At 63.6% G+C, this 23,447-nt stretch carries 25 protein-coding genes; 15 read left to right on the top strand and 10 right to left on the bottom strand.

What is annotated here, in order from left to right; all coding sequences use genetic code 11:
• Positions 1 to 158: 158 nt before the first annotated feature.
• A complete protein-coding gene (locus tag Q0949_RS13880; RefSeq protein WP_299373310.1) occupies positions 159 to 920 on the bottom strand; it encodes a hypothetical protein in 762 nt (253 codons plus the stop codon).
• Positions 917 to 1,822 (bottom strand): FAD-dependent thymidylate synthase, encoded by a 906-nt coding sequence (thyX, locus tag Q0949_RS13875; RefSeq protein WP_299373308.1) that lies wholly within the window; start codon positions 1,820 to 1,822, stop codon positions 917 to 919. Before thyX ends, Q0949_RS13880 begins: the two co-directional genes overlap by 4 nt.
• Positions 1,823 to 2,008: 186 nt before the next feature.
• Between thyX and Q0949_RS13870 the strand changes: the two genes are divergently transcribed.
• The 5 genes from Q0949_RS13870 (at position 2,009) to Q0949_RS13850 (ending at position 6,398) form a co-directional block, all read left to right on the top strand.
• Positions 2,009 to 3,058 (top strand): hypothetical protein, encoded by a 1,050-nt coding sequence (locus Q0949_RS13870; RefSeq protein ID WP_299373305.1) that lies wholly within the window; start codon positions 2,009 to 2,011, stop codon positions 3,056 to 3,058.
• A 6-nt stretch (positions 3,059 to 3,064) separates the two neighbouring features.
• Positions 3,065 to 4,459, top strand: a complete 1,395-nt coding sequence (locus Q0949_RS13865; RefSeq protein WP_299373302.1) for a hypothetical protein — start codon at positions 3,065 to 3,067, stop codon at positions 4,457 to 4,459.
• A 75-nt stretch (positions 4,460 to 4,534) separates the two neighbouring features.
• A complete protein-coding gene (locus tag Q0949_RS13860) occupies positions 4,535 to 4,963 on the top strand; it encodes a VOC family protein (protein ID WP_299373300.1) in 429 nt (142 codons plus the stop codon).
• A complete protein-coding gene (locus Q0949_RS13855; RefSeq protein ID WP_299373658.1) occupies positions 4,957 to 5,658 on the top strand; it encodes a DUF1194 domain-containing protein in 702 nt (233 codons plus the stop codon). Before Q0949_RS13860 ends, Q0949_RS13855 begins: the two co-directional genes overlap by 7 nt.
• A complete protein-coding gene (locus Q0949_RS13850; RefSeq protein ID WP_299373297.1) occupies positions 5,655 to 6,398 on the top strand; it encodes a DUF1194 domain-containing protein in 744 nt (247 codons plus the stop codon). The genes Q0949_RS13855 and Q0949_RS13850 overlap by 4 nt, the downstream gene beginning before the upstream one ends.
• Before the next feature lie 10 nt (positions 6,399 to 6,408).
• Here the strand turns inward: Q0949_RS13850 and Q0949_RS13845 are convergent, their stop codons facing one another.
• The 3 genes from Q0949_RS13845 to Q0949_RS13835 all read right to left on the bottom strand — a co-directional run bounded on the left by Q0949_RS13845 (position 6,409) and on the right by Q0949_RS13835 (position 7,666).
• Positions 6,409 to 6,861, bottom strand: a complete 453-nt coding sequence (locus tag Q0949_RS13845; RefSeq protein ID WP_299373655.1) for a winged helix DNA-binding protein — start codon at positions 6,859 to 6,861, stop codon at positions 6,409 to 6,411.
• A 153-nt stretch (positions 6,862 to 7,014) separates the two neighbouring features.
• Positions 7,015 to 7,275 (bottom strand): succinate dehydrogenase assembly factor 2, encoded by a 261-nt coding sequence (locus tag Q0949_RS13840; RefSeq protein ID WP_299373294.1) that lies wholly within the window; start codon positions 7,273 to 7,275, stop codon positions 7,015 to 7,017.
• Positions 7,268 to 7,666 (bottom strand): helix-turn-helix transcriptional regulator, encoded by a 399-nt coding sequence (locus Q0949_RS13835; protein WP_299373291.1) that lies wholly within the window; start codon positions 7,664 to 7,666, stop codon positions 7,268 to 7,270. Before Q0949_RS13835 ends, Q0949_RS13840 begins: the two co-directional genes overlap by 8 nt.
• A gap of 91 nt (positions 7,667 to 7,757) precedes the next feature.
• Here Q0949_RS13835 and Q0949_RS13830 point away from each other — a divergent pair, with 91 nt between their 5' ends.
• Entirely contained in the window at positions 7,758 to 8,960 is a 1,203-nt protein-coding gene (locus Q0949_RS13830) for a pyridoxal phosphate-dependent aminotransferase (RefSeq protein WP_299373288.1), read from the top strand.
• Positions 8,961 to 8,972: 12 nt separating this feature from the next.
• The gene (locus tag Q0949_RS13825; RefSeq protein WP_299373285.1) at positions 8,973 to 9,383 is read left to right on the top strand and encodes a hypothetical protein; all 411 of its coding nucleotides are present in this window, start codon (positions 8,973 to 8,975) and stop codon (positions 9,381 to 9,383) included.
• Positions 9,384 to 9,426: 43 nt separating this feature from the next.
• Here the strand turns inward: Q0949_RS13825 and Q0949_RS13820 are convergent, their stop codons facing one another.
• Genes Q0949_RS13820 through Q0949_RS13810 form a run of 3 tightly spaced genes read right to left on the bottom strand, consistent with a single transcriptional unit; the run spans position 9,427 to position 12,391 of the window.
• Positions 9,427 to 10,815, bottom strand: coding sequence for an MATE family efflux transporter (locus Q0949_RS13820; RefSeq protein WP_299373283.1), 1,389 nt, complete (start codon positions 10,813 to 10,815; stop codon positions 9,427 to 9,429).
• Positions 10,816 to 10,865: 50 nt separating this feature from the next.
• Complete coding sequence (locus Q0949_RS13815) at positions 10,866 to 11,750, bottom strand: hypothetical protein (protein WP_299373281.1); 885 nt, start codon at positions 11,748 to 11,750, stop codon at positions 10,866 to 10,868.
• Positions 11,738 to 12,391, bottom strand: a complete 654-nt coding sequence (locus Q0949_RS13810; protein WP_299373279.1) for a DUF1007 family protein — start codon at positions 12,389 to 12,391, stop codon at positions 11,738 to 11,740. Before Q0949_RS13810 ends, Q0949_RS13815 begins: the two co-directional genes overlap by 13 nt.
• A gap of 195 nt (positions 12,392 to 12,586) precedes the next feature.
• Here Q0949_RS13810 and Q0949_RS13805 point away from each other — a divergent pair, with 195 nt between their 5' ends.
• The 8 genes from Q0949_RS13805 (at position 12,587) to Q0949_RS13770 (ending at position 20,792) form a co-directional block, all read left to right on the top strand.
• Entirely contained in the window at positions 12,587 to 13,882 is a 1,296-nt protein-coding gene (locus Q0949_RS13805; RefSeq protein WP_299373277.1) for an alpha/beta fold hydrolase, read from the top strand.
• An 80-nt stretch (positions 13,883 to 13,962) separates the two neighbouring features.
• Complete coding sequence (locus tag Q0949_RS13800; protein WP_366524035.1) at positions 13,963 to 14,745, top strand: alpha/beta hydrolase; 783 nt, start codon at positions 13,963 to 13,965, stop codon at positions 14,743 to 14,745.
• Between the two features lie 78 nt (positions 14,746 to 14,823).
• On the top strand, positions 14,824 to 15,498 hold the full coding sequence (locus Q0949_RS13795) for a hypothetical protein (RefSeq protein ID WP_299373273.1): 675 nt from the start codon (positions 14,824 to 14,826) through the stop codon (positions 15,496 to 15,498).
• Positions 15,499 to 15,589: 91 nt separating this feature from the next.
• Complete coding sequence (parE, locus tag Q0949_RS13790; RefSeq protein ID WP_299373271.1) at positions 15,590 to 17,548, top strand: DNA topoisomerase IV subunit B; 1,959 nt, start codon at positions 15,590 to 15,592, stop codon at positions 17,546 to 17,548.
• Positions 17,541 to 18,356 carry an NYN domain-containing protein gene (locus Q0949_RS13785; RefSeq protein WP_299373268.1) on the top strand — a complete coding sequence of 272 codons (816 nt, stop codon included), beginning with the start codon at positions 17,541 to 17,543 and terminating at the stop codon, positions 18,354 to 18,356. Before parE ends, Q0949_RS13785 begins: the two co-directional genes overlap by 8 nt.
• 824 nt (positions 18,357 to 19,180) lie before the next feature.
• The gene (locus Q0949_RS13780; protein WP_299373266.1) at positions 19,181 to 19,594 is read left to right on the top strand and encodes a PaaI family thioesterase; all 414 of its coding nucleotides are present in this window, start codon (positions 19,181 to 19,183) and stop codon (positions 19,592 to 19,594) included.
• 52 nt (positions 19,595 to 19,646) lie between these two features.
• Positions 19,647 to 20,327: a hypothetical protein gene (locus Q0949_RS13775; RefSeq protein ID WP_299373263.1), complete on the top strand. Its 681-nt coding sequence runs from the start codon at positions 19,647 to 19,649 to the stop codon at positions 20,325 to 20,327.
• A 30-nt stretch (positions 20,328 to 20,357) separates the two neighbouring features.
• Complete coding sequence (locus tag Q0949_RS13770) at positions 20,358 to 20,792, top strand: DMT family transporter (protein ID WP_299373261.1); 435 nt, start codon at positions 20,358 to 20,360, stop codon at positions 20,790 to 20,792.
• Here Q0949_RS13770 and Q0949_RS13765 read toward each other — a convergent pair.
• Both Q0949_RS13765 and Q0949_RS13760 read right to left on the bottom strand, forming a co-directional pair.
• Positions 20,789 to 21,775 carry an Ldh family oxidoreductase gene (locus Q0949_RS13765; protein ID WP_299373259.1) on the bottom strand — a complete coding sequence of 329 codons (987 nt, stop codon included), beginning with the start codon at positions 21,773 to 21,775 and terminating at the stop codon, positions 20,789 to 20,791. The two genes, Q0949_RS13770 and Q0949_RS13765, sit on opposite strands and share 4 nt — an antisense overlap.
• Before the next feature lie 62 nt (positions 21,776 to 21,837).
• A complete protein-coding gene (locus Q0949_RS13760; RefSeq protein WP_299373257.1) occupies positions 21,838 to 23,361 on the bottom strand; it encodes a hypothetical protein in 1,524 nt (507 codons plus the stop codon).
• Positions 23,362 to 23,447: the final 86 nt, after the last annotated feature.

Below are 23,447 nucleotides of genomic sequence, written 5' to 3'. Positions count from 1 at the left end.
GCGCGTTTTATGGTCGTCATTTGTCGAGTTTGGTTGGGCGATGCGCTGGTGTTGACGTAGCGCCGGCCCGGGGGGCGGTCCGGCGCTGGCACGGCGGCCTTTGGCCTTGATTCCGTGCTTGGTGCAGAAATTGGAAGTCATTTTCGGCGGATTAGTGTCTAGCCGACCCAACGTCCCATCTGTACAACTGAATTCTTCAATCGGCGAGATTGCGGATACAGAGGCTCCAGCGGACTAAACGAAACTATTGGGAGCGTTCTTGACAAGACGATACGAAATTCTTTCTCAACGGAAAAGAAACTTGGCTTGTCAAAAACCACTCTTTCGTATTCCTCGGAGGAGATTGCATTTTCTTCATTTGTAATTTCATCAATATCATATCTGACAGATCTATCTCCGCCATATCGGACAGACTTGGCAGCGATGTGGTTAAACGGACTCAATTTGGATGTAATAAGTGGGCTACTTGCACTCCAAAACCGCAGACCTTGCAAGAACTTACGAAGCTCAATTACAGCATACGCATCCAGATCACTGTTACCCTCGTAGTCACCGCCGATTGGATCACGGTGTCCATGAAGAATTTTCGCATGCGTCGCCAGATCATACGGCCCAAGCGTGCAGCAAAAAACATTCTCATCAATTTCACTTTGTACGTTAACCCACGTTACACCACCCGCAAATGAACAGTCCCGGATCGATACGCCCCGAACTTGCAAATTTTCAATGGTTCCATCTCCAGAACCAAAATGCCGATTTAGAATACCCTCTTGATCGGTCATTCTAGTCAGTGCGTTGCTTTCCGTTCCCCGGTAGCTGGAAAGAGTTCCAATTTTAAAGGAGCCATTGGAATAATCGTTCCAATTCTTCTCTGCATTGAAGAACTTGGTTACGTACAATGGCAAAGGCGTTTCACTCACTCCAAAATACTCATAAACTCCCGCCACTCACCCTTGCTCATACCTGAAGTCTCCTGCGTCACCTCTTCCCCCTTCAACATCCGCCGCATGCACTCCAACGCCGTCCCCGACAAAGTGGCGCCGCCCATCCGGTAGTCCTCGAACGCGCCGTAGGCGGCGGGGACCCAGTCCTTGACCATCTCGCAGATCGCGTCGGCGTAGACGCGGATTTCGTATTGGGCGTGGGCATCCGCGCGCAGGCGGAGGAAGTGGAAGAGGTTGTGCAGGTCCACTTTCCAGTACCATTGGGTGTAGATGTTGGCGGGCAGGTTCATGCGGGCGAGTTCGCGGGCGAGGCCCTGTTGGCCGTCCTGGGAGATCATCTCTTCGTAGTGGTCATAGCTGCGCATGGCGTCGTCGCGCAGGTAGCGCAGGACGCGTTGGGCCTCTTCGCCCTGGAGCGCTTCGCCGCGGCCCTGGTTGTTGACGACCGACTGGGCGGCGAGCGCATCGGGTTCGGGGATGTAGAATTCGCGGTCGAGGATCGAGTAGCGGGCGGAGTATTCATTGACGTTGGCGGTGCGGTGGCGGATCCACTGGCGGGCGACAAAGACGGGCAGTTTGACGTGCAGTTTGATCTCGCACATCTCGAACGGGGTCGAGTGCCAGTGGCGCATGAGGTAGCGGATCAGGCCTTCGTCATTCTGGACGGATTTGGTGCCCTTGCCATAGGACACGCGGGCGGCCTGACAGATGGCGCTGTCGTCGCCCATATAGTCGATGACGCGGACAAAGCCGTGGTCGAGCACGGGCCGGGCCTTGTAGAGATGCGCCTCCATTCCCGGCACGGTTGCACGCAAGGTCGGCTGCGCTGTGGCGCGGAGGCTGTCGATTTCGGCCTGCTGTTCGGGGTTCAGGGGCATGGGGCGTCCTCTCCGCTATATGAGTCGGGTATCACTATATCTAGTGTTTTGGCCGATAGGAACTCGCAGGATACGGTATTGTTTTTTGGCACTAGTTCCATTGGCTTGGAGACGGGCCGGGTTGACAGAAGCGTGGCGAATGGGTCTGATCATCGCAAAGAAAAAACCGTAATCGGGCAGGCATCTATGAAACATTTTGTAATACCGGGGCTGATGGCCCTGGGGTTGTGCGCGTGTGGCAGTGGCAACCCGTTTGTTGAAACCACGACCGACACAGGCACCGGTACGGGAACCGGCACCGGCACCGGCACCGGGATCACGAACCCCAGCCGGGTTGTGCCTCCGGGCACGGCGTCGCCCTCTTCGGCGATCGGGATTTTCCGGTCCGAACCGACCAGCACCGATGACGCGACAAGCGGGAACGGATTTGCCACGGGGGTCAGCTATGATTCCACGGCCGACACGTTTACCGTCGACAACCTCGCCTTTGACGGGGACAACGAATATGCGCGCGGCACCCTGGTCTCCAGCCTTGGGGCCTATGCGGTCTATGAGGCGGATGCGCAATATCCCGACAGCCTGACCGGCGCGCCGATCAACCAGCTGTCGCACCGGGCGATCTATGGCGTGAGCGCGTCGGGCAACACGCAGTTTGCGGTTGTGCGGACGGGGGCGTATCGCCAGTACGGGTTCGGCGGATTCGTTTACCAGCGCGACAACAACGTCACCCTGCCGAGCACGGGTCAGGCGATCTACAATGGCCGGACCGGGGGGCTGCGCGACTTTAACGGGCGCGGCGGGTCGGAATACAGCACGGCCGACCTGGCCATTGCCATCGACTTTGACGACTTTAACGACAGCACCGGCCAGCGCGGCGACGGTGTGCGCGGGTTCCTCGACAACCGGCAGGTGTTCGATATCGCGGGCAATGACATCACCGCCAGCGTCGTCAGCAACATCAACGCGACCTCGAACGCATCGCTGAGCCAGATCCCCACGATGACCTTTGTGATCGAACCCGGTGTGCTGGATGAAAACGGCGAGATCCTGGGATCCATCACCAGTTCGTTCGTGGACAATACCGGTGCGGTGCAGACCTACGAGTCGGGCAACTATTATGCCATCCTGTCGGGCGACAACGCCGAGGAACTGGTGGGCATCATCGTGGCCGAGAACACGTCCGAGCAGAGCAACGTGACCGTGCGCGACACCAGCGGGTTCATCCTGCTGAGGTAACGCCCCATGTTGGCCCCCCTTGCTGCGTGGCGCGCTGCGGGCCTTGGCCTGATCGCCTGCGCCCTTCCCCTGTCGGTGGGACAGGCCCAGGTGGTTCTGGGCCCGGACCAGCTGCGCATTGCCGCCACCCAGGAATTGCGGGTGGGCGCGCCCGACCGGGCGTTGCGCTATGCCAAGGCGCTGACCGAGCGGGACGCCACCGACCTGACCGCATGGCTGGTGCAGGGGCGCGCGCATCGTACCATGGGCGACTATACCGCCGCGCGCAAAGCCGCGCGCACCGCGTGGTCGCTGGCGGATACGGACGAGGAACGCTATGCCTCGGCGCTGATCATGGCGCAGGCGCTGTCATCGGACGGGCGGCGCACGGCGGCGCAATTGTGGCTGCGCCGCGCCGGGCACCACGCCCCGACGCCCGAGCTTGAAGCACGCGCCAAGGATCACTTTCGCTATGTCCAGAGCCGCAACCCCTGGCGCACCGACTTTACCTTTACCTTCGCGCCCACATCCAACGTCAACAATGGCAGTTCCAAGGACCGGTCGCGGCTGAATTACCAGATCACCGACCTGCTCTTTGGGACGCCGGTCGAATACCAGCTGTCGGGCGCGTCACAGGCGCTGTCGGGGCTTGAGCTGGGCGCCACGGTCAACACCCGCTACCGGTTCCGCGAAAGCGCAAGTTCGGCGGACGAGATCTTTGCCAAGGCCAGTTACCGCACCTTTGTGCTGTCAGACAGCGCGCGCCGCGACGCGCCGGGGGTCAGCGGGTCGGACTTTGCCTATGGCACGCTGGAATTTGGCTGGCGGCATTTGCAGATGGTACAGGGCGGCAAGGCCGAGCACCGCTATGAGATCAGCGCGGGCCAGTCGTGGTATGGCGGCGACCGCTATGCCAGCTATGCCATTTTCGGCGCGTCGCGCACCGTGGCGCTGACCCCGCGGTCGCAGCTGGTGATGTCGGCACAACTGCGCGAAGAGGTTGGCCAGAACACGTTTGACCGCCGCACCTTCAACATTGAGGCCGGGGTGTCGCGGCGGCTGGACAGCGGCGCGCAGCTGTCGCTGTCGACCGGGGTGGCGACCACGGCGTCGCCGCGGGACGAGGCCGAATATGACGAGCTGCGCCTGCGCGCGTCCTACCGCCCCAAGTCGGACATCATGGGGGTGCAGATGCAATACGGGCTGACCGCGCGCTGGCGCGATTACGACGTGTCGCGCCATGATGCGTCGGGCCGGACGGACATGTCGCTCTTTGCCGATGCGACGGCGACGTTCAAGGACATCGACTATTACGGGTTCAACCCGGCCGTGACGGTGCGCGGGAATTTTACCGATTCCAACATCAACCTGTTTGATCTGGAACAGGTGACCGTGGGTCTGGGCATCCGCTCGGAGTTTTGATCCCCCCTGCCCTCGACACGGGGCGGCACCATGCTAGGCTTTGACCCACAGGATTTTTGGAAAGGAACGGACCCGATGGGATTGACCTATTTGCACACGATGGTGCGGGTGAAAGATCTGGATGCCTCGATGGCTTTTTACAAGTTGCTGGGGCTGGAGGAAACGCGCCGCCACGACAGCGAGGGCGGGCGGTTTTCCCTGATCTTCATGGCGCCACCGGACCAGCCGGAATGCCCCATCGAGCTGACCTATAACTGGGATGGCGATGACGGGCTGCCGTCAGACAGCCGCCATTTCGGGCATCTCGCCTACCGCGTCGACAATATTTACGAGGTATGTCAGCACCTTATGGATAATGGGGTGACGATCAACCGGCCCCCGCGCGACGGGCACATGGCCTTTGTGCGGTCGCCTGACAACATCTCGATCGAGCTGTTGCAGAAGGGCGATGATCTGCCCCCGCAGGAGCCGTGGGCGAGCATGGAAAACACCGGCCATTGGTAAGGGCGGCGGCCATCTTGGCCGCCTGTTGCGTGGCCTCGCCGGCCCTTGCCTGCCGGTTGGCGCTGCTTTTGGCGCTGGACGTGTCATCCTCGGTCGATGCGACCGAGGATCGGTTGCAGCGCGGTGGCCTGGTGGCGGCGCTGACCGCGCCCGAGGTGCAGGCCGCGTTCTTTGCCAATGACATGCCCGTGGCGCTGGCCGTCTACGAGTGGTCGGGGCGCTACAATCAGGAGGTTGTACTGGACTGGCTGTTGATCGACAGCCCGGCGGCCTTGGTGGTGGCGGCGGAGACGGTGGCGGCCAGCGTGCGGTCGCACAGCGAATTTCCCACCGCCATGGGCTATGCGTTGGGGTTCGGGGCCGAGATGCTGGCGCGGGCGCCGCGGTGCCTGCGCCAGACCATAGACATGGCGGGTGACGGGCAGAACAACGAGGGGTTTGGCCCGCAGCTGGCCTATCGGGAGTTTGCGTTCGACGAGGTGACGGTGAACGGGCTGGTGGTGAATGCGGCCGAGTTCACGTCCGAGACGATGCTGATCGAGTTTTACGAGAAAGAAGTGCTGCGCGGGCCCGGGGCGTTTCTGGAAGTGGCGCAGGGGTTCGAGGATTACGAGCGGGCGATCCGGCGCAAGCTGGAGCGCGAGTTGACGCCGCCGGTGATCGGGTCGGTTGCCGTGCCGGGGCGCGCGGGATGAAGGGTTTGGCCGCGGCTCTGCTGGTGTGCGGCGGTCTGGCCGGGGCGGCGGAGGCGGCCTGTCGGCAAGCGCTGGCGCTGGGGCTGGATGTGTCGGGGTCGGTGGATGCGCGGGAATACCGGTTGCAGATGGACGGGTTGGCGGCGGCGCTGGATCATCCCAAGGTGCGGCAGGCGATCCTGATCCTGCCCGGCACGCCGGTGGATCTGCTGGTATACGAGTGGAGCGGGCCGGAGGATCCGACCGTAATCCTGCCCTGGACATCGGTGACGAGCGCGCCGGTTCTGGACGCGATCATCGGCCAGTTGCGCGCGACAGATCGGCGGCAGGCGACGCCGGGCACAGCGCTCGGCCTTGCCATGCGCGAAGGCGTGGCGCATCTGGCGGAGCGGTCGGAGTGCTGGAAGCGGACGCTGGATCTGTCGGGGGATGGCAAGTCGAACCTTGGCCCCCGCCCTGTGGATGTGAAACCCGAGATCGCACCCACGGGCATCACCATCAACGCGCTGGTCATCGGCGCGGATGCGCCCAGTCTGGGGGATTTGCGGCAAGGCGAGATTTCGGCCCTGTCGGCCTATTTCCAGCACAACGTCATCGTCGGATCGGACAGCTTTGTCGAAACCGCGCTGGGGTTCGAAGACTATGCCGACGCCATGGCGCGGAAACTTGAGCGGGAGCTTGAGACGCTCATGCTCGGTCAGGTGTCGCCAGAGGGATCCGGCGACCCCATAAAACAGTAAATCGCGTGGATCAGTAGATGTAGCGGATCTGGTCCGTCCAGTACCGTTCCATCCGTTTCAGCGATGCAGTGATGTCGACGATCCCCTCGGGGCCCAGCACGCCCTTGGCCTGCAACCCTTCGGCATGGCGGCCAAAGAGATCGGACACCACATCGCGGATATGCCGCCCCTTGTCGGTCAGCTTGACCCGCACCGAACGGCGGTCAATCTCGCAGCGCTGGTGGTGCATGTACCCCATCTCGACCAGCTTCTTCAGGTTGTAGCTGACATTCGAGCCCTGGTAGTAGCCGCGGCTTTTCAGCTCGCCCGCCGTCACCTCGTTGTCGCCGATGTTGAACAGCAACAGCGCCTGCACCGCGTTGATCTCCAACACGCCGACCCGTTCGAATTCATCCTTGATCACATCCAAAAGCAGCCGGTGCAACCGTTCGACAAGCGACAGCGCCTCAAGATATCCGATCATGAAACCGGCATCCTGACCGCCCGCATCCGGCCGGCCGGGCCCCTGGCCAATCTTTTCCTGAATACTCATCCGTGATCTCCGAACTTTGCTGCTCGGACCAGAAAATGGGGATGATTCGGAAAGATTCGGTTAAATGCAGCAGACCTGCGGACTTTATGGCTGAAAAGTGCGCGAAATATCGTCCAGCATCGCAGAAAAGCGTTCCGGCGCAGGCTCTTGCCCCGTCACCCAGCGATAGAGGTCCTGATCGTTTTCGTTCAGCATCGCGTCATAGGTATCGAGCGCGTGGGCGTCCATCGCGTCAAGATTGGCCTCCGCATAGGCCGACAGGATCAGGTCCATCTCCTTGATCCCGCGCCGCATCGACCGCATCCGCAACCGCTTGAGCCGGTGTTCGCGCACTTCCTCAGCCATGCGACGACTCCGCCAGAGCGGCCCGCAGACGTTTTTCAAGCCGCCCCACCTGCTCGGCCCGTGCCAGCAGATCCGAGCGCAGATCGCGCACCTCCGTCAGGATATCGCGCAGCTCGGGCGCAATGGCACTTGCCTCATCGGGCGCATCCAGCCCCTCGCCCTCGCCGTTGATCAGCCACATCATCGAGACATTGAGCAGCCCCGCCAGCATCGACAGCCGGTTCGCGCGCGGCTCGCTCAGGTCATCCTCCCACGCGCGCAAGGTGGCCAGACGGATGCCCAGGCGCTTGGCCAGCTGCTTTTGCGTCATCCCCGCCTGCTCGCGGGCGCCCGCCACGCGGTCACCGAATGTTGCGGCCTGCGCGCTGTACCAGTCCTGAACGTCTTCCATCGGGGTGTCTCCTTGTCCGCGGTAGCGCTTGATCGCACGGAAAGCGCCGCCTATGAGGGGTTTATCCGTGATCTAGCACCCCGAGGCCAAAATGACATTCCTTTCCGCGACTCTCGACCGCGTCAAACCGTCCCCGACGGTCGCCCTTACCGGGCAGGTCGCCGCCCTCAAGGCCCAGGGCAAGGACATCATTGGCCTTGGCGCGGGCGAGCCCGACTTTGACACGCCACAAAACATCAAGGACGCGGCCGTGGTGGCCATCGCCCTGGGCAAAACGAAATACACCGCCGTCGACGGCATTGCCGAGCTGAAACAGGCGATCGTCGACAAGTTCAAGCGCGACAACGACCTGACCTATACCCCGGCAGAGGTCACCGTGGGCACCGGCGGCAAGCAGGTGCTGTACAACGCGCTGATGGCCACGCTGAACGAAGGTGACGAGGTCATCGTGCCCGCGCCCTACTGGGTCAGCTATCCCGACATGGTGCTGATGGCAGGCGGCACGCCGGTGACGGTGGAATGCGGGATCGACACCGCCTTCAAGATGACGCCCGCGCAGCTTGAGGCCGCGATCACGCCCAAGACCAAGTGGCTGATCTTCAACTCGCCCTCGAACCCGACGGGCGCGGGCTATTCGCGCGACGAACTCAAGGGGCTGACGGATGTGCTGATGCGCCACAGCCATGTCTGGGTGATGACCGACGACATGTACGAGCACCTGGCCTATGACGGGTTCGAATTCAGCACGCCCGCGCAGGTGGAACCGGGCCTCTTTGACCGGACGCTGACAGTGAACGGCGTGTCCAAGGCCTATTCCATGACCGGCTGGCGCATCGGCTATGCGGCGGGACCCGAACACCTGATCAAGGCGATCCGCAAAGTGCAGTCGCAATCGACGTCGAACCCCTGTTCGATCAGCCAGCACGCGGCGGTCGAGGCGCTGAACGGGCCGCAGGATTTCCTGGCGCCCAACAACGAGACCTTTGTGCGCCGCCGCAACCTGGTGGTTGAGGCGCTGAACGCCATCGACGGCATCGCATGCCCGGTGCCCGAAGGGGCGTTCTATGTCTACCCGTCGATCCAGGGGCTGATCGGCAAGACGACGCCCGGCGGCACAGTGATCGAAAACGACCAGGTCTTTGCCACCGAACTGCTGGAACATGCAGGCGTGGCGGTGGTCTTTGGCGCCGCATTCGGGGTATCGCCGAACTTTCGCGTCAGCTACGCTACGTCCGATGACGCGCTCAAAGAAGCGTGCAGCCGCATCCAGACGTTCTGTGCGGGACTGAAGTAACGAGGACACAGCATGGGTGCGGAGCTGCCTGAATACTACTTCCGTGTGCGCGAAAACGGGGCGGCCGTGTTCCGCGTGGACACGGAAAACCGCCAGCGGCGGATCGAGATGGACCAGATCGCCGTGGTCAACATCCGCAATGGCGAGATCAAACCCCATGGCGACCGCACCCTGTCGGATCAGGATCTGGCCCGGATCAAGGTCTGGATGCAAGAGCGGGCGGATGTGCTGGCGCACCGGGACATCGACGACATCCACCGGGCGGTGGACTATATGAACCTGACAACCCAATGGGTGCAAAGCCGCGCCACCGATGACCAACTCGAAGACGTGACGGACGCGCTTCTCCTGGCAATGCACGACCTGCGCTCCGTGCTGGTGCGCAAGAAAGCCGACCGGCTGCTGGCCGACAAACCGGACTGAGCACACGATACGGGACGGCGGGCGGGGCGTCTTTCCGGCCCCGTCAGGGGACGGAAACAGCGTCCGACCCGGCGTCCCGGCGCAAGGCAGGCACGGACACCCGCCAAAACCGCAGCATCAGCGCCACCCCGGCACAGGCCAGCCCAAAGACCAGCCCAAGCCAGACGCCCACACCGCCCCAGCCCAGCACAAATCCCAGCACATAGGACACCGGCATCCCGATCAGCCAATAGGACACCCCCGCCAGCACCATTGGCACCCGCGTGTCCTGCACCCCGCGCAACAGGCCCAGCGCGATCACCTGCGCCCCGTCCACCAGCTGGAACAGCGCCGCCAGCGCTAGAAGCACCACGCCGATGGCGAGGATCTCGTCCCGCGCGGCCACATCGCGGCCAATGAACAGCGACACCAGCGGCTCGGGCACCGCGACAAAGACAACCATGGTCAACAGCGCCATCGCCACGCTCAACGCCGTCACGGTCCAGGCCCCCCGCACCATATGCGGCAGATCGTGCCGGCCCAACGCATTGCCCGCGCGGATCGTGGCCACGTTGCTCAGCCCCAGATGCACCATGAAGGTGATCGACGCCAGTTGCAGCGCGATCCCGTGGGCGGCCTGCGGCACCTCGCCCAGCCACCCCATCATGAAGGCGGACGCCGCAAACAGCCCTACCTCGCTCAGGCTGGTCAGACCGATGGGCCAGCCCAGCCGGAACACCTGCCCGAACATATCCCAATCGGCCCGCCAGAGGCGTTGGAACAGGCTGTGTTCCGGCAGGACCCAGGCCGCATAGGCGACCACGCCCACCAGCATCACCACCTGCGTGACCACGGACGCAATCGCGGCCCCCGCGATCCCCATCTCGGGCGCACCGAAATAGCCGAAGATCAGCGCATAGTTCGCAATCCCGTTGACCAGCGCCGCGATGGCGGTAATCCAAAATACGATCTGGGTGCGCTCCAAGGCGGCCAGATAGCTCTTGATCGTCATCACGATCAGCGCCGGAAAGATCCCCCAGCCCGCAATCATCAGATATTCGCTGCCCAGCGCCGCCACCCTGGGCGTCTGGCCCAGCGCCAGCAGCACCGGCTCGGACCACAGCATCAGCGGCATCGCCAGCACCGCAAATCCCATGCTCAGCCACAGGCCCATCCGCGTGGCACGGCGCACCCTGGCCTCGTCGCCCTCGGCGTGAAAGGCCGCCACCATGGGCATCACCGCCCAGGCAAAGCCCGACCCCATCAGGAACAGCACGAAAAACCACGACCCTGCCGCCGTCAACGCGGCCAGTTCCGACACCCCGTACCAGCCCAGCATCATGGTGTCGGTCACGCCGATGGCCACCTGCCCCAGATGCCCGCCAATCAAGGGCAGGCCCAGAACCAATGCGGCGCGCGCATGGGCAGGATATGACATCTGGACGGAGGACATGACCCCACCCTTACGCCTGCCCCGCCAACAAGAAAAGCCCCCTGTTGCGCTCAGATGAGCGGCAGGACCAGCGCGGTCGCAACCAGCGCGATGAGCCCGCCCGCCACCATCTCGATGAGCGCCATGGCCCGCACGGCGCCTGCGCCGCTCCACCCCGCCAGAAGCGAGCTGCGCGTGCCCACCGCCGCCAGCGCCACCAGAACGGTCACGCTGGCCGTGCCAAGGCCCATCACCAGCGCCCCGGCGATCCCCGCCAGCGGGATGCCAAGGCCAAAGCACAGGATCAGCAGGAACACCGCCCCCGTACAGGGCCGTATGGCAATCGACAGGACAATCGCCGCCGCGTCGCGCCACGAGGTCACCGCCGCCGCCTCATCGACGCTGGGCCCGTGGGCGTGGCCGCAGCTTTGACAGGTGCCGTGATCATCCACCGGGTGTGCCGCCGCCGTCCATGCCCGCCGCGCGCCGCGCAGCAAAAGCCAGAGCCCGACAAGCGCAATCGCGGCATAGCTCACAGGCGCAAGGATACGGTCGGCGGTCTCGGTCATTTCGGCCCGGCCCCAGCCCAGCACCAGCGCGCCCAGTCCCACCAGCAGGATCGCCGCCAGGGCCTGTGCCAGCGACGACGCGACGGCCAGCCAGGACAGACGCCACGCCGTCACGCGCGAGGCCGCGCCATAGCCGCCGATCACCAGCTTGCCGTGACCGGGGCCTGCGGCGTGAAAGAACCCATAGGCCGCGCAGACCCCCATGAGGGCCAGCCACGCGCCGGGTTCTCCGGCGCGCACGGCGCGCAGGCCTTGCGCCAGTGCGGTCTGTGCCGTGCGCTGCTGGTCTGCGGCCCAGACCGAGATATCGGACATGCCGCCAAAGCCGAACAGCCAGACAAGCACAGCCGCCGCCACGGCCACTACGCCAATCCTCAGCCCGCGCATGACACGCGCACCGTATCGGCAAAGGCTTCGCCCACTTCCGGGTACCCGTCCTCGAGATCAGAGGCGGGGGTGGCATAAAGCAGTTCTTCGACCAGAGTATAGGCCGCGTCGAGATCGGCCGCCGTCTGGGTTGCGGCACATGGCCCCTGCACCGTCACCTGCCCCACAAGGCTGTAGGCGGTGTAGAAGGTCGGGTCGAAGGCCTTGATCACCACCCCGTCGGCGGGACCGGAGGCGGCGCGGAAATGGCGGCTGGTGATCAGGCCGTTTTCGACCGTGACGCCGCGATCCTGCGGCGCGCCCAGCGCGATGGCGTGCCCGTTGCGTTCCGCATAGCTGTCACCGGCAAACCCGTCGACCCATTGCAGATCAAAGCCCGACAGCCGCTGAACCTCGTCCGGGCGCAGCCGCCCGTCGCCGTCATTGTCGAGCTGCATGTCGGCCATGATCAGAAGGGAATAGAAATCGTCATAGGTCCAGGCGACCTCGATCCCCTCGAACTGTCCGTCATCAGACACAACGACGGTCAATTGCGTGTCCACAAAGACGTGTGGATGGGCGGCGGCGGTCTGTGGCATCAGGGCCAGCGCCGCAATCGGCGTGGCACGCAGGGCAGAGACCAGAACGGGGGGGAGGCGCATGGACATGACGCAGATGTAGCGAGTGGTCAGTGCGGTCTCAACCCTGTAGACCTCACATGAGCGCCAGACCGCGTGGTCAGGTTGGCCTTTCCCGGTTGATCCGACCCACATGGCTCTGTCACACTGTGTGTGTAGTCGGTGAAACGAATTGCGTGCACATCCCCGGCCAGAATGGCCCGCCAAGGACATGAACACATGAGCCCCTCGATCCGACCTGTTGCGGCGCTGGCCGCAGGCGTTGCCACCGTAGCCGCGACCGCTGGCGCCAATCCCATTGACCAGATCCGTCCCGATGCGCCGGCGCTTGCGGCCTATGGGGATCTGCCCATCGGGGTGCGGACTGTCGAGACCGTCATTCCCGGCAGTATCGACGTGCTGAGCATCGATGGGGACAACGTGCCGCTCTATGACCGTCCGCTGACGCTGGAGGTGTGGTACCCCGCCGCCGCTGACACGACCCCGGGCGGCACGTATACCGCCATCTTGCGGGACGGTGTCACGCAGGTCACGCTGACGGGCCGTGCGGCGCGGGATGCGGCCCCGGCCAGCGGCGCGCGCTATCCGCTGGTGGTGATCAGCCACGGCTATCCCGGCAACCGCTATCTGATGAGCCATCTGGGCGAGAACCTTGCGTCCAAAGGCTATGTCACCGTTGCGATTGACCACACCGACAGCACCTATTCGGATCAGGCGGCCTTTGGGTCGACCCTGTTGAACCGTCCGCTCGATCAGGCCTTTGTGGTGGATTACATGGCCGGTCTGGACGGCCCGATCGGCGATATCGTGGATGCCGGGAACACGGGCGTCATCGGCTATTCCATGGGGGGGTATGGTGCGCTGATCCTTGGGGGTGCGGGGGTGACCGAGGCCTCGACCGAATATAGCTGGGGCACGCCCAATGGTCTGTTGGCCCAGCATATGGCGATGTCCGACAGCCACGAGGCGTTGATGGATCCGCGGATCAAGGCCGTCATTGCCATTGGTCCCTGGGGCAATAATGCGGGGTTCTGGGACACCAATGGTCTGGCGGGCCTGCGGGTGCCGACCATGCTGATGGCGGGGGGCGCGGATGACGTGTCGGTCTATGACGCGATCCGCGGGATCTTTGACGGTGCCGTGGGCACCGCGCGCCATTTGCTGACCTTTGAGCGTGCAAACCACAATGCCGCCGCCCCGATGCCCGCCCCGGCAGAAAGCTGGACGCCGGTGGAGGGTCTCGATTTCGTGCCGTTCGAGCATTATGCGGACGCGGTCTGGGACACGGTGCGGATGAACAACATCGCGCAGCATTTCGCCACGGCCTTTCTGGGCATACACCTGAAGCAGGATGCGGAGATGGCGCCCTATCTTGACCTGATCACCGACGCGGATGCGGGCCTTGTGGATCTGGACGACACGGGCGCGCCGACCGAGGACCACACCTATTGGGCGGGGTTTGCGCCGCGCACGGCCAAGGGGCTGCGGTTTGAAAGCAAGGCAAAGGATCAGTGATGCGGGTTGGGCAGAGGCAGCTGGGCGGTCACCCTTTCACGGTGCGCGAATGGGGTAGCAAAGGGCAGCCAAAGATCCTGATGCTGCACGGTTTTCCCGAGTATGGCGGCGCGTGGGACGAGATCGCCACCGCGTTGCAGGACGACTTTCACTGCATCGCGCCGGACCAGCGGGGATATGGGGCGAGCTATGCGCCAGAGGACGTGGCGGACTATGCCCTGCAACATCTGGTGGGGGACATGGCCGCGTTGATCGGCACGGATGGGCCGGTCATCGTGATGGGCCACGACTGGGGGGCGTCCGTGGCCTATGGGCTGGCCATGTTCCGGCCCGAGCTGGTGTCGCACCTGATCATCGCCAACGGCGTGCATCCCGTCCCGTTCCAGCGCGCCATGGCGTCGGGCGGGGCGCAATCGGAGGCGTCGCAATATATCAACGCCCTGCGCCGCCCCACATCCGACGCCGCACTGGCCGCAAATGACTTCGAGCGGCTGCTGACCCTGTTTTCCGCCAAGATGAGCCTCGACTGGATGCCCCCCGCCCGCGCCGAGGATTACAAGGCCGTGTGGCGGCAATCGGGCCTGCGCGGCATGATCAACTGGTATCGCGCCTCACCGCTGGTGGTGGCCGATCCGGGCGTGCCCGCGCCCATGCCCGACCTGCCGCTGGAGCGGTTGCGCGTGCGCTGCCCGCATCTGTTGATCTGGGGGGACGGAGATACCGCGTTGCTGCCCGTCTCGACCGAGGGGCTGGAGGCGTTTGCCCCGGACCTCACCCGCATCGAGATCCCCGGCGCGGACCACTGGCTGCTGCACCAACAGCCCGAAAAGATTGCAGATCACATCCGCGACTGGCTGCGCTGAGGCAAGGGCGTCGCGCGGCCTTCACAGGCCTGCGGTTTCGCGCCATAGTCGCGGAAATTTTGCAAGGGACGGATAGCATTGAGCTTTAGATACGACATTGCACTGGCCGCCAAGATGGTCGAAGCCTCCTACGAGATTTTCCGCAGACCGGCGGCCAAGAACGCGCTGACATCGAGCATCAAGGACAAACTCGACGACCGCCACGTGCAGGCCATTTTCACCAAGCAGAACATCCTGATCATCCCCGGATCGAATTCGGTCGCGGATTACGTGATGTTCAACCTGCGCGCGCTGAACTTTGGCGGCAAGAAATACCGGCTGAATGACGAACTGACCGAAAAATGGGGCGCCGGCAATGTGGTCTGGCACCAAGGGTTCATGAAACATGCCAAGGTCATCGCCGACTGGATGAAGACCAAGGGGCACCACCCGAAATTCATCATGGGCCATTCGCTGGGTGCGGCGGCGACGCAGATCCTTGTGCGCACCCACGATGTGCACGGCATCGCCTTTGCCGCACCGCGGGTCACGCGCGGCGTGGCCGTGCCTGCGCCTGCCTCCAAATGCCTGTGCCTCAACCGCGATGATGACCGGGTGTGCGACCTGCCCTCGTCATTTCAGCACCTGGGCGAAATCCATTCCGGCAGCGGCGACAAGAAATTCCTGCGCTTTGATCACAAGATGGCGCGGTACAAGGAAATGGTGGCGGAACAGCAAAGGCATCACGGGCTCGGCACGCACTGGCCGGGCTGATCGGCGGGGCTGAGCGGCGGCACGCGCACCCTTCCCCCCTCTGCCCGGCTCTGGCATACTGCGCCTCAACCAATGAAAAAGAGCAGCTGCCATGACAGATCTATTGAGCGGGGCCGGCGCGGCTTCGGACTATGATGCATCGTCGATCGAGGTGTTGGAGGGGCTGGAGCCTGTCCGCAAGCGCCCCGGCATGTATATCGGCGGCACCGATGAACGGGCGCTGCACCACATGGTGGCCGAGGTGCTCGACAACTCCATGGACGAGGCGGTGGCCGGACATGCCACGCGGATCGAGGTGGAACTGCACGCCGATTACGCGGTGACGGTGCGTGACAATGGCCGGGGCATCCCGATTGATCCGCACCCCAAGTTTCCCGACAAGTCCGCGCTTGAGGTGATCCTGTGTACGCTGCACGCGGGCGGCAAATTCTCGGGCAAGGCCTACCAGACCTCGGGCGGTCTGCACGGTGTGGGCGCGTCGGTGGTCAACGCGCTGTCGGACACGATGGTGGTGCAGGTGGCGCGCAACAAGGCGCTGTTTGAACAGCGGTTTTCGCGGGGCCTGCCGCTGGGCCCGGTGGAACAGGTGGGCGCAGCGCCGAACCGGCGCGGCACGACCGTGACGTTCCATGCGGACCCCGAGATCTTTGGCACCCATACCTTCAAGCCCGCGCGCCTGCTCAAGATGGTGCGGTCCAAGGCGTACCTGTTTTCGGGCGTCGAGATCCGCTGGAAATCGGCCATTGCCGATGGCGACACCCCGCAGGAGGCCACGTTCCATTTCCCCGGCGGCCTGTCCGATTACCTGCGCGAAACGCTGGGGGCGGCCTCGACCTATGCCGAGGCGCCCTTTGCCGGGACGGTGGAGTTTCAGGAGCGGTTCAACGTGCCGGGCAAGGTCGAATGGGCGATCAACTGGACGCCTGCGCGCGACGGGTTCATCCAGAGCTATTGCAACACTGTGCCCACGCCCGAGGGCGGCACGCACGAGGCCGGGTTCTGGGCCGCGATCCTCAAGGGGATCAAGGCCTATGGCGAGTTGGCGGGCAACAAGAAGGCCAGCACGATCACCCGCGATGACCTGATCACCGGCGGTTGTGCGCTGGTCAGCTGTTTCATCCGCGAGCCGGAATTCGTGGGCCAGACCAAGGACCGGCTGGCCACGGTCGAAGCGCAGCGGCTGGTCGAAAGTGCCGTGCGCGACCACTTTGACAACTGGCTGGCGGCGGATACGAAATCCGCGGGCGCGATCCTCGATTTCCTCGTGCTGCGCGCCGAAGAGCGCCTGCGCCGCCGGGCCGAAAAGGAGACCCAGCGCAAGACGGCCACCAAGAAGCTGCGCCTGCCCGGCAAGCTGGTTGATTGTTCGAGTGCCACGCGCGACGGCACCGAGCTGTTCATCGTCGAGGGGGATTCCGCCGGTGGGTCGGCCAAGATGGCGCGGGACCGCAAGACGCAGGCGCTGTTGCCGCTGCGGGGCAAGATCCTGAACGTGCTGGGGGCGGCGTCGTCGAAACTGGGCTCGAACGCCGAAATCTCGGACCTGACGCAGGCCCTGGGCGTGGGCCTGGGCACCAAGTTCAACATCGACGATCTGCGCTATGACAAGGTCATCATCATGACGGATGCGGATGTGGACGGCGCGCATATCGCGGCCCTGCTGATGACGTTTTTCTACACCCAGATGCGGCCCATGATCGATGCGGGCCACCTCTACCTCGCCTGCCCGCCCCTGTTCCGCCTGACCCAAGGCGCGCGGCGCGTCTATTGCCTGGATGAGGCGGAAAAGACTGCGCTCATGGAGACCGGTCTGGGTGGCAAGGGCAAGATCGACGTCTCACGCTTCAAGGGTCTGGGCGAGATGGACGCGAAAGATCTGAAGGACACCACCATGAACCCCGCGACGCGCAAACTGATCCGCGTGTCGATCGACGAGGATGAACCGGGCGAGACCGGTGATCTGGTCGAGCGCCTGATGGGTAAGAAACCGGAGATGCGGTTTCAGTACATCCAGGAGAACGCGCGGTTTGTGGAGGAGTTGGATGTTTAGCGATCGGGAGCGTTTTCTTCGCAGTGTGGGGACACCAAATCAGAACAATTCTCCCAGTTTTGGCTTTATAGACGTCGATAACGTACGGAAATCACTGAACACAATTCTAAGTGATCTTGCAATCTCCGAAGAGGACGCTGGCGACATCGAATTTCATCGGCTTTTCCAGAACTTTGGCCATCACAGATGCTATGCCTATGCAGCGACCGAAGACGAACGAAGCAAACCTAAAGACGTAGTAGATTTAGAACGGACTGACGGATTTATTGTCAAACTCGGGAAACTGACGAAAAAGGGCAAAAAAATTAAACAGCAAGGCGTCGACGTTCAGCTAGCTATTGATGCAACAAAATTGGCGTATTCAGGAGTTATGAAGAGCGCAACGTTGTATGCAGGGGATGGCGATTTCCTACCTTTGGTTCAGGCAGTCGCTGACTCGGGCACTCAAATCAGCGTTGCATCATTTGCAAACCCCGAGAAAGGAGAAGTTGCTCCCAGTTTGAGAGCTTCCGCAGACAGATATGTTTGGATGAATAAACTTTGGATTTATGAGGCGCTAAAACGTGAACGAAGCACCGTTCGCATGAACCCTGATGTTTCCCACAGGTGGCAAGCAACGAAACACGAACAAAACTTCAGCACTACGAAAAATGAATTCGAAATTTTTCGTTTGAACAATGAATTCGCAGTCAAGCTGGACAATAGCCCGTTGCCTTGTTTCACATCGCATAAATTAGATGATCTCAAACTGTGGCTGCAGTTAGAGCCTTTTGTTGAACCTGGGTTCTCTCATCTCTTGCATTCGTAGGTTTTTCTTTCTTGAGTTTACACGTCAATGGGCCGCGGGGCGGCGATCCGACCTTTGTGCGGCAGAGCTTTATGGCTGCCACGTACATCTTCGATCCGAGCGGCGCGCATACACCAACCATATCGCCGTGCCGGGGGGCGGCCCGGCGATGGGGCGGCGGCCTACGGCCTTGATTCCGCCCTGGAATTCATTGCTCAAATGGACTTGGTGCAGTGTAGCGCAGGAATTGCAGCAAACCCTCTCGCGCATCACTGCGTGATACGCTGCCGGGTTACGCGCACGGCATGGCCGTACGCTTAAAAAAAAGCGGAGGCTTTCGCCTCCGCCGGTACTCGCTAAATCGAAGCGGGCCAATACGCTGCCCGTGTCTGGCTTCATATGACCCCGCAATGGTTAACGACTGTTTACCCAATCGGGGCATGTTTGGGGCGTTTTGGCGGCGCCGGCGCGGATGCCGTTTTTGGGGGGACAATGGCACCCGCCCCGTCGCCGTCCCGTTGCCGCCCAGACGTCCATGACAGGCGGCAACCGGCGCGCATCAGGTCAGATCACAGCACCGACGACGACCCAGAGGCCCATCATGCTGGCAAACCCGAAAACCGTTGGAATGATTACCTTTTCCATCTCTTCTCTCCTTTCCTGGCAGGCCGGGCGCGTCCGTGAGCGGAGGCCTGCGGTGCGTGCCGCAAGGCATCTGCCCTGCGATCATGGTACAAACGTGGGTGCGGCAGCCTGCCGCATAAAGGGGCCGCCCCCTCACATCCGCTCACGGCGCCGCGACGGGTAGGCTTGCCAGCGCAGCACCCACGCGCCAGAGTGCCGGGATGATCGACACCACCACCGTTCAACGTTTTCTGGATCAGAATTTCGCGCCCTGGGTGCTGGCCTTGCAGCCCCGTGTGACGCGGGCCGATACCCAAGGCGTCACCCTTTCCATTCCGATCACCGACGACATCGCCCGCGTCGGCGGCATCGTGTCAGGCCAGGCGCTGGCCACGCTTGCGGACACGGCCATGGTGCTCGCCACCGGCGCGCATCTGGGGCGCATGATCCCGGTCGCCACCGTGACGCTGGACACGCAGTTCCTGCGACCGGGGACGGGCGACGGCATCGAGGCGACCGCCACCGTGACCCGTGCGGGCCGCGCGCTGGCCTTTGCGCAGTGCACCCTCACGGCGCAGCCCGCGGCCAAGCCCGTGGCGCTGGCCACGGCCACCTTTGCACTGCCGCCCGCCTGACATCGGTTTCGTGACTTGAACCTTGCGCCAATCTGCCCCCTACTGTGGCACGATGATTTTGCGCGCACTTTTGATCCTCACGCTGGTGGCCAGCTGCGGCAGGCCGCTGACCGAGACCGAGATCGCCTTTGCCCGGACGGTGCATGGCGATGCGCTGGACGTGTCGCGCGTACGGTTGGTGGACGGGGCGCCGACGCGCGCGGTGACGTTCCGGCGCAAGGCGCGGCCACGCACGACCTGCCGCGAGCTGATCCTGCCCCCGCCTCGCGACGAGATCGTCACGGCCAAGCCCGCAGCGGTGGCGCTGTGGACGCATGTGCTGTTTGACAAGGATTGGTACCTGGACGACTACGTCCCGGATTACCCCAATGAAATCAACCTGATCGCCGCCATGTTGCTGGCCCATGAACTGACCCATGTGTGGCAGTGGCAGAACCGCGCCGTCACGGGGTATTCGCCCCTGCGCGCCGCCCGCGAGCACAAGCGCGGCGGCGATCCCTATCTGTTCGAGATGAGCGACACGCGCAGCTTTTCCGAGTTCGGGTTCGAGCAGCAAGGCTCGATCGTCGAGGAGTTTGTGTGCTGCCGTGCGCTGGCCCCGCAAGCGCCCCGCACCGTGCGCCTGCATGCGCTGATTTCCAAGGCCATGCCCGTCGCGGCCCTGCCGCAGTCGCGACAATACGATGTGCGCCTGCCATGGGACGGGGTCGCATTGGATGGAATATGCGGATGAGCTTTGCCCTGAGGAAACGGAGATCCTGACATGGCCCAATATGCGCTGATCATGTTATTGGCGGGGATCGGCATCCCCATTCTGGCCGCGTTGAATGCGGCACTGGGCACGCGGCTGGGCAGCCCGGCGGCTGCGGCGACCGTGCTCTTTCTGATCGCGCTGGGGTCGGCGGGGCTGGTGTTTGTGCTGACCGGGGCGCAGGGGATGTCCAAACTGGCGGCCGCGCCCAAACACCTGTTGCTGGGGGGTGTGCTGATCGCGTTTTACGTGCTGTCGGTGACCTATATCGCGCCGCATTTCGGGGTCGGGAACGCCGTGTTCTTCGTGCTGCTGGGGCAGTTGATCAGTGCGGCGGCCATCGACCATTTCGGCCTTTTTGGCGCGCAGGTGTCGACGCTGGGGGCGGCGCGGCTGGGGGGTATTGCGCTGATGGCGGCGGGTGTGTGGCTGACGCAGCAGACCTAGCCAGGCAGCGCCGCGAGGTCCAGCGCCTGTGCCCAGGCGGCGTCGTCCACATCGACCGGATCGGCCAGCACGCGGGACTGGCCCGGCAGGCGCGCGCCCGCGTCCTGCGCCACCAGTTCGGACAGCGCGGTGAGGCGGTCGGCAAAGTGGTCAGAGGCGCTGGGGTCGATCAGGATGTAGTACTGGCCCAGATCGTGGGGCGGGCCCTCGGGGGCCTTGAGCGGTTTGACATCGCGGCTGAGGACACCGCCCGCCATCCCGGCGGTCAAAAGCTCGGCCATGATGCCAAAGCCCCAGCCCTTGTAGCCGCCCATCGACACGAGCGACCCTGCGAGGGCGGCCTCGGGGTCGGTGGTGGGATTGCCGTCGGCGTCCAGCGCCCAGCCTTCGGGGATGCTGTGGCCTGCGGCCTTGGCCATCGTGATCTTGCCCAGTGCCACGGTTGTGGTGGACTGGTCGAACTGCATGGCCAGCCCGCCCTGCCCGTCGGGCACGGAAAAGGCGATGGGGTTGGTGCCGATCATGCGCGTCTTGCCCCCCGGCGGGGCCACGATGGGCGAGGCGTTGGTCATGCCAAGCCCGATCAGCCCGGCCTGCGCGATCTGTTCGGTGAAATAGCCCAGCGAGGTGCATGTATGCGCGTGGCCCACGGCCAGGGTCGCCACGCCGTATTGGCGTGCGGCGTCAAGCGCGGGCGCCAGCCCGTAGGCAAAAGCGGGCTGGGCAAAGCCCATGAGCGCATCCACGTGGACAGCGGCGGGGCGGGGTGTGGACACCACGGGCACCACGTCGCCCTGCACCCGTCCGGTTTCCAGCTGCTGGCAGTAGCTTTGGAGATAGTACAGCCCGCAAATCCGGTTGCCCGCCGCCTCGGCGCGGGCGGTGGCGCGGGCCACTTCGGCGGCGGCAAAGGCGCCGGCTCCGTGGCGCATCAGCGCGGCCTGAACGGTGCGTTCGATTTTGACCAGTGCAACAGTTGCCATGACGTTTTACTCCTGCGGGCGCTGGCCGCGGAGTAAAGTCAGAGCAAAACCATGCGCTTGCGTCAAGCGGTTGTTGACATGCCCGGTGTTTCGAAGCGGATCAGGGATGGATCAATTTCCGCACCGATACCACTGAGCAGGATGTCCGCGCCGTTGGAGAAGCTGATGATCAGGTTGCCAGACACGACCGTCTGACCCAGGATCGTCATGTCCGCGGGGGTGGCCGTTTCGACCAGCAGCAGGTCCTCGGAGGGATCGAAATCCGTCACCGTGACCGTGTCGTTCGCGTCCGCGCGCAGGGCAAAGGTATCAAGCCCGTCGCCCCCCGTCGCGATATCGCCCGCGCCCAGCACAAGGGTGTCATCGCCAAGGCCGCCGTCGAGGCTGTCGACCTCTGCGTCGGAGGCGGTGGCGGCATCGCTGCTGGTGGAGAAGAGGATGTCGTCACCCGCGGCACCGGCCAGCGTATCCGCGCCTGTGCCGCCCGCGATCGTGTCGTCCTGCGCGTCGCCGGTGGCGCTGTCGTTGCCGCCCGCGAGGTCGGCATTCAGGGCTTGGGTGGCACCCGGCGGGGTCAGGCTTTCATCGCCGTCCGTGCCGGTGAAGGAGGTCACGGTGGCAGGTCCCATGGTATCCTCACCCATGGTGTCTTCGCCCATGGTGTCCTCACCCATGGTATCTTCGCCCATCGTGTCCTCGCCCATGGTGTCCTCACCCATGGTATCCCCACCCATGGTGTCTTCGCCCGGATCTTCGGTCACCGGGGCGACATCCACGAAGGATACCAGCCCTTCGTCGATGGGATTGACGAGGCCGGACAGCAAGGCGGTGGCGCCGGTGCTGAACTCGATCACGATGCCCTCGGCGGTTGCGGTCTGGCTGGAGATGGTGGTGGTGGCCCCTTCCAGCTGTTCGACGATGAGCATGTCTTCGGCGGCGTTGAAATCGGTGATGGTCACCGCGCCGGTTTCCCCCTGGCTGAGGGCAAACCCGTCGGCCCCGGCGCCGCCGGTGCCGGTGTCGCTGTCGGACAGGAACAGAAGGTCCGCACCGTCTCCACCCAGCAGCGTATCCGCAGCAGCATCGAAGGGCGTGTCGCTGTCGCCGCCGATCAGGGTGTCATCCCCTGCACCGCCGCGCAGGTCGTCCGCGTCCGCCCCGCCCGAGATGCTGTCATTGCCGTCGCCGCCCTCGGCCCGATCGACGCCCGCGCCCGCGATCAGGACGTCGTCATCTTCGTTGCCGTTGAGGTTGTCATCACCCGTGCCGCCCATCAGCGTGTCCGCCCCGGTCCGGCCCTGCAACAGGTCGTCGCCCACACCACCGTCAATGATGTCATCGCCGCTGAGCCCGTTGAGCGTGTCATCGCCAGCGAGGCCGCTGATCGTGTCGTTGAAGATCGTGCCAAGCAGATCGTCGCTGAGGGAATCCTCGCCCATGATGTTGAACCCGTCGGTGGACGGGTCTGTCGGGTCCGTGGGCTCGGTGGGGTCGGGCGTGTCGGTGCTGGTGTCCTCTGCGTCGCCGTCAACAGCCGCAAAGAGTGGCAGGAACGTCAGAAACAAAAGCGTAAACAAAGGTGACATCGAAAGGCTCCGGACATGGGCGGTACAAGGGCACAACAGCAGGCATTAACCATGAACGTGTAGCACAGGACGGGTCCGATACACAC

The organism is uncultured Tateyamaria sp. (assembly GCF_947487805.1).
Lineage (GTDB): Bacteria > Pseudomonadota > Alphaproteobacteria > Rhodobacterales > Rhodobacteraceae > Tateyamaria.
This window is presented reverse-complemented; position numbering and strand designations above follow the sequence as displayed.

What these genes read in the sequence shown, in the direction of transcription:
- thyX (WP_299373308.1), bottom strand. Translation starts at nt 1,822, where the DNA reads ATGCCCCTGAACCCCGAACAGCAGGCCGAAATCGACAGCCTCCGCGCC.
- Q0949_RS13870 (WP_299373305.1), top strand. Translation starts at nt 2,009, where the DNA reads ATGAAACATTTTGTAATACCGGGGCTGATGGCCCTGGGGTTGTGCGCG.
- Q0949_RS13865 (WP_299373302.1), top strand. Translation starts at nt 3,065, where the DNA reads ATGTTGGCCCCCCTTGCTGCGTGGCGCGCTGCGGGCCTTGGCCTGATC.
- Q0949_RS13860 (WP_299373300.1), top strand. Translation starts at nt 4,535, where the DNA reads ATGGGATTGACCTATTTGCACACGATGGTGCGGGTGAAAGATCTGGAT.
- Q0949_RS13850 (WP_299373297.1), top strand. Translation starts at nt 5,655, where the DNA reads ATGAAGGGTTTGGCCGCGGCTCTGCTGGTGTGCGGCGGTCTGGCCGGG.
- Q0949_RS13845 (WP_299373655.1), bottom strand. Translation starts at nt 6,861, where the DNA reads ATGATCGGATATCTTGAGGCGCTGTCGCTTGTCGAACGGTTGCACCGG.
- Q0949_RS13840 (WP_299373294.1), bottom strand. Translation starts at nt 7,275, where the DNA reads ATGGCTGAGGAAGTGCGCGAACACCGGCTCAAGCGGTTGCGGATGCGG.
- Q0949_RS13835 (WP_299373291.1), bottom strand. Translation starts at nt 7,666, where the DNA reads ATGGAAGACGTTCAGGACTGGTACAGCGCGCAGGCCGCAACATTCGGT.
- Q0949_RS13830 (WP_299373288.1), top strand. Translation starts at nt 7,758, where the DNA reads ATGACATTCCTTTCCGCGACTCTCGACCGCGTCAAACCGTCCCCGACG.
- Q0949_RS13825 (WP_299373285.1), top strand. Translation starts at nt 8,973, where the DNA reads ATGGGTGCGGAGCTGCCTGAATACTACTTCCGTGTGCGCGAAAACGGG.
- Q0949_RS13820 (WP_299373283.1), bottom strand. Translation starts at nt 10,815, where the DNA reads ATGTCCTCCGTCCAGATGTCATATCCTGCCCATGCGCGCGCCGCATTG.
- Q0949_RS13815 (WP_299373281.1), bottom strand. Translation starts at nt 11,750, where the DNA reads ATGCGCGGGCTGAGGATTGGCGTAGTGGCCGTGGCGGCGGCTGTGCTT.
- Q0949_RS13810 (WP_299373279.1), bottom strand. Translation starts at nt 12,391, where the DNA reads ATGCGCCTCCCCCCCGTTCTGGTCTCTGCCCTGCGTGCCACGCCGATT.
- Q0949_RS13805 (WP_299373277.1), top strand. Translation starts at nt 12,587, where the DNA reads ATGAGCCCCTCGATCCGACCTGTTGCGGCGCTGGCCGCAGGCGTTGCC.
- Q0949_RS13800 (WP_366524035.1), top strand. Translation starts at nt 13,963, where the DNA reads ATGCTGCACGGTTTTCCCGAGTATGGCGGCGCGTGGGACGAGATCGCC.
- parE (WP_299373271.1), top strand. Translation starts at nt 15,590, where the DNA reads ATGACAGATCTATTGAGCGGGGCCGGCGCGGCTTCGGACTATGATGCA.
- Q0949_RS13785 (WP_299373268.1), top strand. Translation starts at nt 17,541, where the DNA reads ATGTTTAGCGATCGGGAGCGTTTTCTTCGCAGTGTGGGGACACCAAAT.
- Q0949_RS13780 (WP_299373266.1), top strand. Translation starts at nt 19,181, where the DNA reads ATGATCGACACCACCACCGTTCAACGTTTTCTGGATCAGAATTTCGCG.
- Q0949_RS13775 (WP_299373263.1), top strand. Translation starts at nt 19,647, where the DNA reads ATGATTTTGCGCGCACTTTTGATCCTCACGCTGGTGGCCAGCTGCGGC.
- Q0949_RS13770 (WP_299373261.1), top strand. Translation starts at nt 20,358, where the DNA reads ATGGCCCAATATGCGCTGATCATGTTATTGGCGGGGATCGGCATCCCC.
- Q0949_RS13765 (WP_299373259.1), bottom strand. Translation starts at nt 21,775, where the DNA reads ATGGCAACTGTTGCACTGGTCAAAATCGAACGCACCGTTCAGGCCGCG.
- Q0949_RS13760 (WP_299373257.1), bottom strand. Translation starts at nt 23,361, where the DNA reads ATGTCACCTTTGTTTACGCTTTTGTTTCTGACGTTCCTGCCACTCTTT.